General features: G+C 30.7%; 12 protein-coding genes. 1 reads left to right on the forward strand and 11 read right to left on the reverse strand.

The features are described from left to right. From ACMOUI_RS07325 to ACMOUI_RS07355, 7 genes are all read right to left on the reverse strand, one after another. A partial coding sequence (locus ACMOUI_RS07325) for a hypothetical protein (RefSeq protein ID WP_418965075.1) occupies positions 1-370 on the reverse strand: 370 nt, incomplete at its 3' end. A 59-nt stretch (positions 371-429) separates the two neighbouring features. Further along, on the reverse strand, positions 430-1905 hold the full coding sequence (locus tag ACMOUI_RS07330) for an ABC transporter substrate-binding protein (RefSeq protein WP_418965076.1): 1476 nt from the start codon (positions 1903-1905) through the stop codon (positions 430-432). A 12-nt stretch (positions 1906-1917) separates the two neighbouring features. Continuing rightward, positions 1918-2691, reverse strand: coding sequence for a glutamate racemase (murI, locus tag ACMOUI_RS07335; RefSeq protein ID WP_418965077.1), 774 nt, complete (start codon positions 2689-2691; stop codon positions 1918-1920). Positions 2692-2711: 20 nt separating this feature from the next. After that, a complete protein-coding gene (locus ACMOUI_RS07340) occupies positions 2712-5720 on the reverse strand; it encodes an SbcC/MukB-like Walker B domain-containing protein (protein ID WP_418965078.1) in 3009 nt (1002 codons plus the stop codon). Next, positions 5707-6882 carry a metallophosphoesterase family protein gene (locus tag ACMOUI_RS07345; RefSeq protein WP_418965079.1) on the reverse strand — a complete coding sequence of 392 codons (1176 nt, stop codon included), beginning with the start codon at positions 6880-6882 and terminating at the stop codon, positions 5707-5709. Before ACMOUI_RS07345 ends, ACMOUI_RS07340 begins: the two co-directional genes overlap by 14 nt. Positions 6883-7025: 143 nt before the next feature. Further along, a complete protein-coding gene (locus tag ACMOUI_RS07350) occupies positions 7026-8177 on the reverse strand; it encodes a YibE/F family protein (RefSeq protein ID WP_418965080.1) in 1152 nt (383 codons plus the stop codon). A 10-nt stretch (positions 8178-8187) separates the two neighbouring features. Beyond that, positions 8188-9933: a 5'-nucleotidase C-terminal domain-containing protein gene (locus ACMOUI_RS07355; protein ID WP_418965081.1), complete on the reverse strand. Its 1746-nt coding sequence runs from the start codon at positions 9931-9933 to the stop codon at positions 8188-8190. 145 nt (positions 9934-10078) lie between these two features. On the opposite strand from ACMOUI_RS07355, the gene ACMOUI_RS07360 reads away from it, so the two are divergent. Next, positions 10079-10486, forward strand: coding sequence for a DUF2141 domain-containing protein (locus ACMOUI_RS07360; RefSeq protein WP_418965082.1), 408 nt, complete (start codon positions 10079-10081; stop codon positions 10484-10486). Positions 10487-10556: 70 nt separating this feature from the next. On the opposite strand, the gene ACMOUI_RS07365 is transcribed toward ACMOUI_RS07360, so the two are convergent. From ACMOUI_RS07365 to ACMOUI_RS07380, 4 genes are all read right to left on the reverse strand, one after another. Further along, on the reverse strand, positions 10557-11840 hold the full coding sequence (locus tag ACMOUI_RS07365; protein WP_418965083.1) for a TRAP transporter large permease: 1284 nt from the start codon (positions 11838-11840) through the stop codon (positions 10557-10559). Next, positions 11840-12319 (reverse strand): TRAP transporter small permease, encoded by a 480-nt coding sequence (locus ACMOUI_RS07370; protein ID WP_418965084.1) that lies wholly within the window; start codon positions 12317-12319, stop codon positions 11840-11842. Before ACMOUI_RS07370 ends, ACMOUI_RS07365 begins: the two co-directional genes overlap by 1 nt. Then, positions 12309-13283 carry a DctP family TRAP transporter solute-binding subunit gene (locus ACMOUI_RS07375; protein ID WP_418965085.1) on the reverse strand — a complete coding sequence of 325 codons (975 nt, stop codon included), beginning with the start codon at positions 13281-13283 and terminating at the stop codon, positions 12309-12311. Before ACMOUI_RS07375 ends, ACMOUI_RS07370 begins: the two co-directional genes overlap by 11 nt. A gap of 28 nt (positions 13284-13311) precedes the next feature. After that, the coding region (locus tag ACMOUI_RS07380; RefSeq protein ID WP_418965086.1) for a M3 family oligoendopeptidase at positions 13312-15001 on the reverse strand (1690 nt) is incomplete at its 5' end.

A 15001-nucleotide genomic window follows, 5' to 3' on the forward strand; every position in this document is an offset into this window, starting at 1 on the left:
CTACATTCCATAGGAGCTTTATATTTCTCTTTGTGCATTGGCATCCGTGAATAGCATCAAATATAGTTTCTAAGTTATAATGTCTTATTATATAGGATTCGACACATACATCTAAAGTTGTTTTTCTATCTCTTAAATTGCAAGGATATACTATAACAATCTCCTCTCTAAGTTTATTAAGTTTTTTTAAAGTATCTAAGGTAATATCATTGATATTCTCAAATCTATGTAAAACATTATTCTCTCTATCTAGAATAAGTCCCTCTCCAATGTGGAATAGATTTTCTTTAACAATATTTCTGTAAGAGTTAGTTAATTTTTCATAAGCTATAATCATGGTATCAACCCCTTCTATTATCTTAATTACCATATGTATTACCTCATAGATACCATAAAGTCAAATGCTTTCCTTTAATTTGAATCATCAGTCTAATAAATAGTTCCTAAGGAATAGTCATGTATAGGGATTGGATACATCTCAAATCCTTGAACTTTTTTATTAAGTGCACCATTTAAATCTCTATAAAACAGCATTACCTCACTATTGTTATTCACAATAATCTCTTGGATTTGCTGATATATTTTCTCTCTTTTACTTTCATTTAAAGTACCTCTAGCTTCCTCTAAAAGTTTATCCACTTTTTGATCATTGAAAAATGTACGATTTCCCGGAGCACCAAAAGCGCTGGAGTGATGAGTTGGATAAAGCGCATAATCAGAATCTCCAGTAACACTTCCCCAAGAACCTATAAACATATCAAACTCTCCACCATTAGTTTTAACCCAATAGATACTTGGTTCTAAAACAGTTATTTGAACCTCTATTCCAACTTCATTTAGATAACCTGCAATAATCTCTGCAGTTTGAATATCTATATTGTTACTCATAGTTGCTAAAGTTAAAGATTTACCTTTTAAAGGTGCTAAAAGTTTAGAGGCTTCATCTTTATTATAACCCAAACTTTTTAAATTTGGATTGAATCCCTTTACACCCTTAGCAACAGGAGAAGTAGCAACTTTCCCCTCTCCATTTAAAACTACATCTAGGATAGTATCTTTATCAATAGCTAAATTAATCCCTTTTCTTATATTGGAATCTTTAAAAACATCTTTTTTTAAGTTTAGTCCCATATATGTGTAAGAGTATGATGGCTTAGAAATAAACTTTAAATTTGGATTACTATTGATAGTTTTTTCATCTTGTGGAGGTAGCGAGAAAGCGATATCAGCTTCCCCTGTTTCTAAAGCTATAGTTCTATTAGTTGCTAAAGGGATAGTTTTAATATCTATCTTTTCATAATCTGGTTTTGTGCCAAAATAGTTTTCAAATCTTTCCAATACTACACCCTCTCCAGGAACCCATTTTTCCAAAATATATTTACCACTTCCCATAGGTTTCTCTATTAAAATGTGAGAATCTTTTGAAAGATAATTTTTACTCACTATGCTTAGGGCAGGATGAGTAAGTTGGTCTATTATAGAGGAGAATGGTTTTTCTAGAACCATTTGAAAATTATAGTCATCTTTTATGATAATCTCCTTAATAGGGGGTAAAACTCCAGCAATTCTAGGAGATTTTTTCATTCTTTCAAATGAGAATTTAACATCTTCAGAGGTTAATTTATCTCCATTTTGAAAAAAAACATTATCCTTTAAAGTAAAATCTATGGTCTTATTGTCCACAAACTTATAACTTTTAGCCAATCCCAAAACTGTTTCCATATTTGAATTTTTTTCTAAAAGTCTTGAATATATTAAACGGTTTACTCTTAAAGAGAAACCATCATTTCCAAAGTGGGGATCAAAAGTTCTGGGATCCCCCTCCTGTGCTATATTGATAGTGGCTGAAAAAACAGCAATACTCAGTGTAAATATAAAAACTAAAAATAAATGAACCCTCTTCATAAAATCCTCCCTTTATAGAATGGTTTTTTCAACCTTATCAATAGTAGTCCCTAAAAACTCTTGGGCTACCTCTTTAAATTTTTGAGAATCACCACTGACAAAAAACTTTATATCTGTTTCTTCCGTGTATTTTCCCTCTCCTATAATTACTTTTAAAGATTTTGCAGTCTCTTTAGCGGGATCTACAATACTGCCACTAAAATATCTTTTTATATATTTTTCAATTAAAGGGTAATGAGTACAACCTAAAATAAGGGTATCTACATCTTTAGGTAAACTATCTAAATAAGTTTTAATCAATTGATTACTCATTGCATTATCTTCCCACCCCTTTTCAATCATTCCGACAAAAAGAGGGCATTTAACTTGAGATATTTTTAAATCTCTATCAAATTTACTAAACTCTTTTAAATAGATATCCATTTTAATTGTAGCTGGAGTTGCAATAACTCCAATATTTTTATTTTTAGTTACTCTCATTCCCTCTTTAACGCCATTATCCACAACTCCTACAACGGGGATTTGATATCTCTCTTTCATTATGTTCATAGCAGCACCAGTTGCTGTATTACAAGCTATAACAATGGCATCTACTTTTTTTTCATAAACTAGGAAGTCTGAGACCTTCAGACAGAGCGCACGAATCTCTTCAATCTCTCTATCTCCATAAGGAGCGTGTAAGCTATCTCCAAAATAGATGATATTGTCATAGGGAAACTCTTTTAAAACCTCTTTTAACACTGAAACTCCCCCTACTCCAGAATCAAATACTCCAATTGTTCTCATTAAAACCTCACATTCATTTTTTATATTAATTTTATTATGCTACCTGATTCTCCAGGAATTGCAGGAGCGACTTCTAATCTTCTAGGAATTCTTATTTTTAAATCCTCAACATGACTTATAATCCCTATTTTCATTTTTTCTTTCCACCTAATCTCCTCTAAAATCTCAATAACTCTATCTAAAAGAGTGGCATCTAAAGTTCCAAATCCTTCATCTAGAAAGAAAAATTCAAGTTGTATTTTACCTTTTAATTGTAGTTGACTTGAAAGCGCAAGAGCTAGAACCAGAGAAACAATGAAAGTTTCTCCACCTGAAAGAGTTGAACACTCTCTGGTAAAGTTGCTATTAAAAGCATCTACAATGTTGAAATCACAGTTATTATCCACCGTTAAAATATATCTTCCTCGCGTAATCTTTTGCAATCTTTTAGAGGCTTCATAAGCGATATAATCCAATCTCTTTCTAGCTAAAAACTTAACAAATTTTCTTCCTTCAAACTTTTTCTGAAGTGTTAAAATATCATCTTGTTTTAAAGTTAGTACACTTATTTTTTCAAAAAGTTCTTTAGCTTCTTTAGCCAATTGTTCAAGTCTATTTAGTTCGCCCCTATGTTCGGTAATCTCTTTAAATAGTCTCTTTTCTTGAAGTGTTAATGATTCTAAATTTTTCTCTAGTTCGTGCCATGTATCATCATTAAACTCTCTATCTCCAATGGATTTTATAACTTCATCTTTTAAACTATGGTATCTAATGCTATCTTTTTCAAATGTGGATATTTTATCTTTTAATAAGATGATTTTATTATCATCTAGTATATGGTTTAATATATCCTCAGTGGATAAAAATCCTTTTAAAGTGGCCTCTGTTTTTAACCACTCCTTTTTATCATTGTAACTATCTTTTAAGTTATTGTTTTTTTCCTCTAAACTTATAACTTCAAGGGAAAGAGTTTGAACACTATTGAAATCTTTAAATATATTATCTCTTATACCTCTAAGAGATATATCTAAATTTTCTTTTCTATTGGAAACCTCACGATACTCTTTATCCATGTTTTCCAGTAGGTCTTTTCTATCACTTATAAACTCCAAGGAATCACTTTCTAATCTTAACTCAGATATCTTTTCTCTCTCCTCTAAAATCTCATTTTCATATAGAGTTGATTTTTCTTTTATTCTATTTAAATCACTCTCTTTTTGAGTTATATTAGATGAGTAGTTTACTATATTTGATTTTAGAGTAGAGATTTTATTATTTAACTCTTTTTCATATTCTAAAATCTCTTTTTCTTTTACTTTTAAATCATTTATAGTGTTCTCTTTAACTTGAAGCTCATTTTTTAGAGTATCTATATTATCTACCTGATTTAATTCAGCTAATTTTTCAAGATGATAGTTAAGTTTTGTATCTATTTCTACTATAGTTTTTTCTAACTTCTCCTTTGTTTTAGATAGTTCATCTAAAACAGATGTGTCTATACTCTGAATCTCTTTGGCTGGATTTGGGTGATCCTTTGACCCACAAACAGGGCAACACTCTCCATGAATAAGATTTTTAGATATTTCAAAAGCTTTACTTTCAAGATGTTGTTTATTAATATTCTCAATTTTTTTTAAATAACTTTCTAACTCCAATAATGTTGAGCTTTTTAAAGCGCTTTCTTTTTTAATCTCAATTTCTAGCTTATTTTTTTCCTTTAGCTTTTCCTCTAGTAGTTTAATATCAGTATTTAATCTCTTTATTTCATCTTCCAAAGAGATTAATTTATCTTTATCTATCTTCTCAAGGTTTTGAAGATTGTTACTTTCATTTTCCAGAGATAGATTATCAATTTTCAATTTTTCATATAAAGATTTTAAATCAGAGGAGATTGAGTTAGAATCCTTTAAAGTTTCTCCCAAAAGTTTTTCTTTAAATTTTAATGATCTAATATACTGATCCCCTTTACGTAAATTATCTAACTCCACATAATCAACTTTCAGGTTATCCAACTCTAAAATCAATTTATCTAATTCGACCTGTTTCTCTTTTTCCTGCTCCTTAAGATTTTCTAGGGCTGAGTTTAGAGTATCCAAAGAGTTTTTTGATTTTAAAAGATTATTTTGGTTAGTCAGAATGTTCTCTCTAATATCTTTTATTTCATCAATAGTGCTTTTAAAAGAGATAGCGCTCTCATGTTTAGCAAGTATATTTTTACATAACTCAATGTCCTCTCTCTCTAAATCAATTCTATCAAGTTCACTATTATATGAGTTTAACTTTTCAAATAGAGCTTTTAACTCCTTTAACTCCTCATATTTAATGGTGATTGTTTTTTTATCTGTTAACAGGTTATCATACTCTCTCTCTTTATCAGACAGTATATTTTTAATATTATCTATAGTTTCTAGAGAACAGTTCCCCTTTCCCTTAATCTGATTTTCTAAAGATGTTATCTCCTCTTTAAGTTTATTATTTCTAATTTTTATTTTTTCAGACATCTTAGTTCCATATCTCTCCAAATCAAAGATATTTTCTAACATGGTCATTTTATCAGCACCTTTTAGTTTTAGAAACTCGCTAAACTTACCTTGAGGAAGAACAACTGATCTAGTAAAATCACTTACATTTATACCAAAATATTCATCTATCTTACTCTCTACATTTTTTACAGTATCAGCAATAACATCCCCATTTAGAAGTAAAATAGGGTTACTCTGCTCAAATTTTTCCTCCCCTTTTCTGGAGAATTTTTTCTTATAGCATCTAGTTATTTCAAAGATATCCTTTCCAAGTGCAAATTTAAAATACACCTCTAAAATATCACTATCTTGATTTAAACATGGTCTTATATTTTTACCTTTACTACCCATAGTTCTTGGAATTTCATCAAAAATAGCAAAAATCATAGCATCTAGTATTGTGGATTTTCCACTTCCTGTTTCCCCAAAAATACCGAAAAGCCCAAGAGAGGTTAAAGCATCAAAATCGACTATCTGCTTTTTAGAAAAACTTTGTAATCCTGTTATTTCTAGTCTAATTGGTCTCATTGCTTTCTCCCTCCTCTAAAAGTTCTAAAAAAAGTTTCGTTATATTTTCATTTGGGGGTAATCCCATAGTTTCTTCCTTAAAGAACTCTATAAAAGCCTCTTCTAAAGTTTGTTCGTTATAATTCGTAATTTCAATCTTTTTTGATTTTATCTTTATAATAGGGATAATCTCCAATATATTTTTATTACTTTTAATTTTTCTAATCTGTGAATTTGTAAGAGGTTCTTCCAATTCCACATTTAAGTAAACCCACTCATTTACATCTACAAGAGCTAAGGACTTATCGATAGCTTCTTCAGCTCCAACCACAGTGTACTCCTTAATAGGCTTATAGTTTTCCAAAGGTATCTCTTTGACCATTGTAGAATCTTTTAGTATATCAACTACAAAAACCTTTTTATCAAATCTATTTTCTGTAACTCTGTACTCAATAGGAGAACCACAATAGTAAGCCTTTTTATTTGTGAAAGACATAGGCTTATGAACATGTCCCAAAGCTATATAGTTAGCATTAGGTAGATCATTTACGGCAATAGCTCTTGAACCTCCAAGCTCTAGAGCAACCTCTCCCTCTCCCATAGAACCGGCTACATATATATGAGTCATGACAACAGTTGGTATATCCTCCCGGTTATGCTTCACTCCCTCTTCCAAAATCTCTTTAATTCTAACATTAAATTTTATATTATCAAAAGTTTCATTTAAAGTGGTTTCACTTGGGAAAGGAAGGTTATAGATATATATTTTTTTATTGTTTTTTTCTATAAAAATTCCACCAGGTACAGAACTGTATATATTAAGCGTTCCATACTCTCCAGGAGTTATCTCTTGAAATGCTCTATCGTAGATTATAACTCCACAATCTTTAGCCAAGTGAGAAACTGCTGTTAATCTTTGAGGATTGTCATGGTTTCCTGGGATTATTATAATACCAACCTCTCCATTTAAAGAGAGCTGTTTTATGCTATCAAAGAATAGTTTTTCAGCTTCTGCCGAAGGGTTGTATGTATCATAGATATCTCCTGCCAAAAGGATTAAATCAATACTCTCCTCTTGTATAATTTTTTCTAAAGCATCAATAAATAATTTTTGTTCTAATATTCTTGATTGTCCTTCAAGTTTTTTACCTAAATGCCAATCAGAAGTATGAAGTACCCTCATAAAGCTCCTCCTAAATTATTTCTTCTTTAATACAGTGTATCACTGAATTTAGCAAAATTCAAACACTATCAGAAAAGAATAATATTTTTAAAAAACAAAAAAACCATGAGAGTAAACTCTAAAAAAGAGTCTACTTCATGGTTTTAGCTATTAATATTTTTTGGTCTCAACATAGCTGTAACTAAAACTGTAATAGGAATAGATAACACTAAGCCTATACTTCCAGCTATACTTCTTATTATTTCAGTGGCTACAATATCTAGATTAACTATTTCAAGAAAGCTCAATTTAAAAGAGAAAAATACCATTATTAATGATAAAGAACTTCCAACATAAGCTAGTATTAAAGTATTTGACATAACTCCCATTATATCTTTTCCAATATTCATTCCAGATTTTATAAGTTGCTTAGTTGTAATTTCAGGATATATAGTTTCTATCTCCCACATAGATGAAGCTATGGATATTGCCACATCCATAACAGCACCTAAAGCACCTATAATTACCCCTGAAAACAGTATGCCTCTATAGTTTAAGAAAGACCCATTTGAACCATAGACTAATGCTTGCATATCCTCAGAACCCATACCTACAAGATTACTATAGTTTCCAATGCCCATAGCCAGTAATCCAGCCATTAAAGTGCCCAAAACTGTACCAACTACACCAGCAAAAGTTTTTCTATTTATACCACTAACTATAAATAGAGTTAAAATTGTAATTATTGTTGCTGAGATAATTGTAATAGGAATGGGGGAGAAACCTTTAAGAAGTAGTGGTATCAGAAAAAATATTACAATAATCAGCGTTAAAACAAGGGTTATAAAGGATTTTAATCCTTTTTTGCCACCTATCAATAGCATAAATAACATAAAAATACCTGTTAAAAAATATAGAGATTTTTCCTTAGAACGCTCAAAAATTTTAAGACCTGTCAGTTTACCATTATCTTCATACTGATATAGAAGTATATTTTCTCCCTTTTTTAAAATTAATTTATATGGATTTATTTGATCAATTGTGTTTCTTAAAGTATAGGTATTCCCTTTAAAATCTCCATTTAATAGCTTGATTTCTAAGTGTTGATATCTAATGTCACTCTCTATTGAGATATTTCTAACTTCATTAGTGTCATCATAGGAGATGTCTATAACTTTCCCTTTAACAACCTTATATTCCCTATCTAAAATCTCCTCTTTATAAAAATTCTTTAAATTCTTTAAATTCTTTAAGCTGTCTCTCTCTCCTAAAACAACTGTACTGAGTAAAAATAAAATTAGAAGTATTCGTTTCATATTCTAGTCCTTACATCGCCGGGATTAGGATTTGCTCTCCTATCTGTATAATATTTGGATTTTTAAAGTTATTAATTTTTATTATATTGTTGACAGTAGTGCTGTTTTTTTCAGCTATTTTACTTAAATTATCACCTTTTTTAACTATGTATACTGTAGGAGCTCTATTCTCTTCCACACTACTCTTAGATTCTTCTAAAGTTTGAATAGCCTTTGTATCTGCTTCCATACTTATTAATACTTCACTTATATCAGGGATAGTTATTCCATTATTCGCCTTAATATCTTCAACTAAAACATCTCTAATAGGAACAAATAAATCATTTGTCTCCACGGCATTTTTAAAGTCATATCTATCTCCACCGCCCACAATAAAATCATTTGTTGCAACTGTATATATCTCATCATCATCTATTGGCATACCGTTCTCCAAAGAGATGTTAACAATTCTATGTTCATACTCCTTAGTGGGGTCATATACTACTTTTAACCCGGCGAACTGTCCATCTGTCATATAATCAGCTCCTATACCGTGGTCTATAAGTTGTTTTAAGTGTGCTCCAGTAACTTTTACAACTACAACTTGGTTATCAAAAGGCATAATTTCATAGAGGTCTCCCATAGTAATATCACCTTTATAAAGAGTTCTTCTCAATCCCCCACCATTAGTTAGACCGATTTGAGCATTTGTATATTTTCTCATAACATCAGTAGCCCAGTATCCAAGCTCTGTTAAAGAGCCCTCTCTACTGTGCGTTAAATCCTCACTTAAAACTCCCAATTTCTCATCTAATATATCACTCATCTCTTCAGATTGAGCAGCTAAGATTTTAACCATCTCTTCATCTGGAATTATATCTGATTTATTGTTGGAAACCATATTTACAGTTGGAGTTATCTCAAGTATTTTTCCATCCTCTACAACTATATGAAGAGTTCCTAAAGCTCTACCATACTGATAGGCTTGAACAACTGGTTTCCCATTCATAGTTCCAGCAACTGTTCTGTGAGAGTGTCCTGTTACAATGGCATCTATACCTTCGACTCTAGTTAACCTATCAAGTTCCTCTCCCAACACGGTTTTATCATCATTTTGATCACTTGGAATATGAGTTATGGCAACTATGACATCTGGTTTCCCTTCAGGTGCCTCTCCATTTTTTAGGAAATTAACCCAATAAGCAGCAGCTTCTTCCACAGGCTTAAACTCTATATTTTGAATAAATTCAGCTTTTGTTTGAAATTTAGTTTGCTCTGTTGCAAGACCTATCATTCCAACCTTCACTCCATCCACCTCAACTATTTTGTAGGGTTTAGCCCAAGTAACTGGCTTATCTGTTGTCTTGTCATATATATTGGCAGCGATATATTCAAAATCTCCATCCTCTGCCCATTTTTCGATTCTATCACTACCCCAATCAAACTCGTGGTTTCCAACAGCAGATACTGTTAATCTCATGGCTTTCATCATCTGACTAACTGGTGCTCCAAATGTTAGATTTGATATGGCTGTTCCTTGATAGTTATCACCTCCGCTAACCACTATTGTATTGGGATTAAGTTCTCTAGCGGCATTAATGTATCCAACCATTTTGGCCATTCCTATATTTTTCCCTTTCTCTCTAGTGTCCTCTGCAACATTTCCATGAAAATCATTAAAACTGATAATATCAATCTCTGTGATTTTGGCAAATAGTGTTGTTACTATGAATAGTAAAAATAAAAAATATTTAATTGTTTTCAATATTTTGTTCATTAAATCCTCCTCTTTTAATTAATAATAAATTCGCAAACCACAATACTTTTTATAACAAAATATTTTATACACATATTTTTTGTTTGACTTTTATATGTGGGAGATGATAGTCTATAAAATACAATAAGTTGGAGGTATAGAGTTTATGAAAAATATTATTATTTTTTCCTTTTTATTAGCAACTGTTAGTTTTGGAAACTCCTTAAAAATTGATATTCAAAATAAAGACTTAAAAGGTGTAGCATATTTAAGTCTGTATGAAAACAGTGATAGTTTTTTAAATACATCTAAGGCCTTTAAAAATATTAAATTTGAATTAAAGGACAATAACACTTCACTTGTTATAAAGGATATTCCCCAAGGAGAATACGCATTTACTATATTTGTAGATGAAAATAACAATGGGGTACTGGATACAAATGTTTTTAAAATTCCCAAAGAGCCATCTGCATTTTCAAATAACTATAAACCTAAATTTAAACCTAGTTTTAAATCAGCAAAATTCTCTATTGATAACATTGCTGAATCTATTCAAAATATCATATTAAAGTAGGGAAAACTCTCCCTACTTTTTTATTGGAATTGGTATAGGAATTATTGTAAATAACTCCCTCACTCTCAAGTCATCCATTCATAACCAGATTTGGTAGCCACAGTGTAAGCTGTGGTATAAATGTAAGGCATAGGAGGTATACAAAAAGCATTATATAAAAAGGTTTTAATGACTTTGCAATTTTTTCAATAGAGATACCTGCAATGGAACATCCCACAAAAAGTGTGGAACCCACAGGGGGAGTAATTAGACCAATTCCTAAATTCAGCATCATGACCACACCAAATTGCACAGGATCCATTCCTACTTTTGTTACAACTGGGAGAAGTATTGGAGTTGTTATTAAGATCAATGGTGCCATATCCATTATCATTCCAAGTGCTAATAAAATTAAATTTATTAATATCAATATAAAAAATTTATTGTCCGTTATTGAAAGAAGGTAATTAGTTATAGTTTGTGGTACTTTTAAATAGGACATCATATAAGCAAAAGCACTGGAAGTAGATATTATAGACATAACCATGGCTAAAGTTTTTAATGTATTGACCAAAACCTGTTTAAACTCCTTCATACTCATCTCTCTATATACAAAATAAGTTATAATAAAGGCATATATAGCGGCAATAGCAGCAGATTCAGTAGCAGTAAAAATACCTAGAACAACTCCTCCCATAATTATAATTGCTGTCATCAAACCTAAAAAACTATCTTTTACAATTTTAAGACTATCCTTTAAAGAAATTCTATCCCCTTGTGGATAATTTTTCTTAATAGCTAAAAAATAACTTAAAATCATTAGAGTAATTCCAAGTAATATTCCAGGTATGATACCACCTAAAAATAGCTTTCCTATGGAAACTCCACCAGCAGCAACTGAATATATTATCATATTATGACTAGGTGGAATTATAACTCCCTGAGTTGAAGAGGTTATTGTTACATTTACGGAAAACTCTTTATCATAGCCTTTTTCCTCCATCATAGGAATCATTATAGTTCCTATTGAAGATGTATCTGCTACTGATGAACCGGATATGCCTCCAAAAAACATGCTAGAAAGTATATTAACCATAGCCAATCCACCACGTACTCTTCCTACTATAACATTGGAAAAGTCAATTAATCTTTTTGATATCCCTCCTTGCCCCATAATCTCTCCTGCTAATATAAAAAATGGAATAGCTAATAGTGAAAAACTTCTTACACCTTCAACCATTTTCTGAGCTATAACAATAGCAGGAATATTCATATACATTGCCGTTATAATAGAGGAAAGTCCCAATGAGAAAGCTATGGGTAACTTTATTATCAAGAATAAAAGGAGCGAACCTATTAAAATGAGTGCACCCATCAATCACCCCCGTAAAAATTTTTTATAAACTTTTGAATTAAAAAAATTATTATAATAACACTCATTATTGGAATAACTATATATAAAACCGATGTAGGCACTTTAAGAGATGGCATTTTGGAGTTAAGTGTCATTCTTACTAAAATAATCCCACGAGTAAATAGGATATAACTAAAAAAGAGTATCAATATGTAATTGAAATCAGTAATAAATCTTTGAAAATTTTTTGAAAGTCGATTAAAGAAAAACTCTATACTCAGATGAGTATCTCTTTTAACTCCCAAAGCTATCCCTAAGAAAGAAAACCAAATCATAAATAGGAGAGAGAGATCTTCGGACCAACTGGGAGTAAAATTAAGAAAGTATCTACAAAATACTTGGACTCCTATAATAATAACCATTAGTACCAACAGGGTTATTCCAACTATCTCAACCACTCTCTCCAAAAAATCTGAAAAAATATCATACTTATTTTTCATTTATAATCCTTTCAACATCTTTTAAATATGGCTTTGCAAAAGCTTCATATAAAGGCTTTACCTTATCTTGGAAGACTTTTTTATCATTATCTGTAAACTTATATATTTCAACATTTTTATTACTTTTTATTTTCTTCATTGATATATTTTCTCTCTCCTTCCAGAACTCTCTTTGTTTTTTAGCTGCATCAAAAGCTGAAAGTCTTATAATACTTTGCTCTTCAGGAGATAATGAGTTTAAAGTATCGGTATTTATGATAAGCATCTCTGGAATTCGAGTATGTTCATCTATTGTGTAAAACTTTGCTACTTCAAAATGACTAGTCGAATCATAGGAAGGAGTATTATTTTCAGCACCATCAATCACTCCTGTTTGTAAAGCGCCATATACTTCTCCAAATGACATAGGTGTTGGGGACGCTCCAAGAGCGTTAATCAATTCCATCATCAATTCACTCTCTTGAACTCTTATTTTTAATCCCCTCATATCTTCGGGTTTTTTAATAAGTTTTTTAGAGTTATAGAAGTTTCTAGCTCCAGAATCAAACCAAGCAAGTCCAGTGATATTGATATCCTTTAATAGATTTAGATATTCAAGCCCAATATTTCCATCTAAAACTTTAAACATATGAGTGTCACTGCTGTATAGATATGGAAGCATTAGAACATTAAATTTATCACTGTATCTTGTTAAAGGACTTATGCTTGTTCTAACCATATCTATCGCTCCAAACTGGACCTGCTCTATTGTATTTTCCTCTGAGCCTAACTGTCCACCAGCATAGATATCCACTCTAATTTTACCATTACTTCTTTCCTCAACTAAACGTGCAAACTCTTTATCCCCTAGTACAGTGGGATAATCTTCAGCATGATTATCCGCTAACTTTAAAACTTTGTTAGCACCAAAACTTAAAGTTGAAAGTAATACTAATCCACTTAATATTAAGCTTAGTTTTTTCATAAAACATCTCCTTGAAATTTTTTATAAATTAAATGCTTAATTCTAAAGCATTTAACTCCTCTTTAATCTCTGTCATAACTGATTTTATAGTTTCCTCTTCAAAAGGTGATTTTAAGTTAGCCTTTTGTAAAAGATTTAAAAATGAATACAGTCCTCCTACATTACAGATTCCTAAATAATCTTTTAAAGCCTCAGCATAGTTCGTTTCCATTCTACTTACAAATTGTAAACTAGATACTTCAGCAAGAGCATAATCTATATAGTAAAAAGGTATTTTAAATATGTGAATCTGTTGAAACCACCAATTTCCAGCCTCTAAAAAACTCGATTCAGAGTAATCTCTATGTGGTAGATATTTTTTTTCAATTGCTCTCCATAACTCTTTTCTCTCCTTTGGAGTTAGATTTGGATTCTCATATATTTTTTCTTGAAACTCATCTATAGTGGCAGCATATGGTATAAATTTTATAGCTGAAGATAAAATCACAAATTTGTATTTTTCACTATTTTTCCCATAGATTTTATCAATCCAAGGCAAAACAAAAAGTTCCATTCCCATAGAGTGTACTTCAGCACTTTCAAGAGTACATCTATAACTTGGTATATCTATCCATTTAGAGAGATAGGCATGTAAGGCATGTCCCATCTCATGTGAGAAAGTTCTAATATCATTGTAGGTATTATTAAAATTAGCAAATATAAAAGGGGCTCCATGATTCCAGATATATGAACAATATCCACCTAAGGCTTTACTTTTTCGAGTTTTTAAATCTAGTAGATTTCTTTTTGTCAAAAATCCAAATAGACTAGCTGTTTGAAGGGAGATTTCATTAAATATCTCTTCAAATGCATCCATTGTTTCATTAAAGGAGAGTGAGGTAGATAGATTGTTGTTAGAGAAAACAGTATTTTCATCATAGTAATTGAGAGTTTCAAAACCCAATCTATTTTTTTGTTTTTCATATAAATTACTTGCAAAAGGAACAATATATTTCAATACATTTTCCCTAAAATTTTTAACTTCAGATAGACCATACCCATTTCGTTTCATTCTAATATAACCAAGCTCTATATAGTTTTCAAAACCGAGTTTTTTGGCCATCTGATCCCTTATTTTAACAAGATTATCGAATATATCATCTATTCTACTCTCATATTTTTTGAAAAACTCGTATTTAGCCTCATTGGATTTTTTTCTAACTTCCCTATCAGGTGAAAATCCAAAGTATGATATTTCAGACAGATTATATGTACTATCCTCATATGATATTTTAGCAGAAGCTAATAGGTCCATATACTCCGTTACAAGTTTATTCTCATTTTGAATATCTAAAAGTATCTCTTTGGAAAATGATTTTTGATTCAACTCTAAGAGAACAAAATATTGCTTACCAAACTGATGTTCAATCTTATCTTTAAAGGGTGAGTTCAATATATTGAATTCAAACTCTAAGAAAATACTTTGATATAGAGGCCAGTGTTTATCCCAAAAAATTTTTTCCCCTTTGTAGTAGCTATTACTTGTATTTGTTGTATATCGTATGTTAACGATAGCGAATAACGTTTCAATATTTCCTCTTAAAACATTAAAAGAGTGAATGTTTTCAAGGGTTTTTGTAAAGGTTATATCAGTTTTTATCTTTTCAATTAGGGATAAAAAAAGTTTCTTATCCTCTTCAAATTTGGGTTGAAAATATTCATAATCATTAAATCTCATA

It is taken from the genome of Cetobacterium sp. (assembly GCF_048470075.1).
Classification (GTDB): domain Bacteria; phylum Fusobacteriota; class Fusobacteriia; order Fusobacteriales; family Fusobacteriaceae; genus Cetobacterium_A.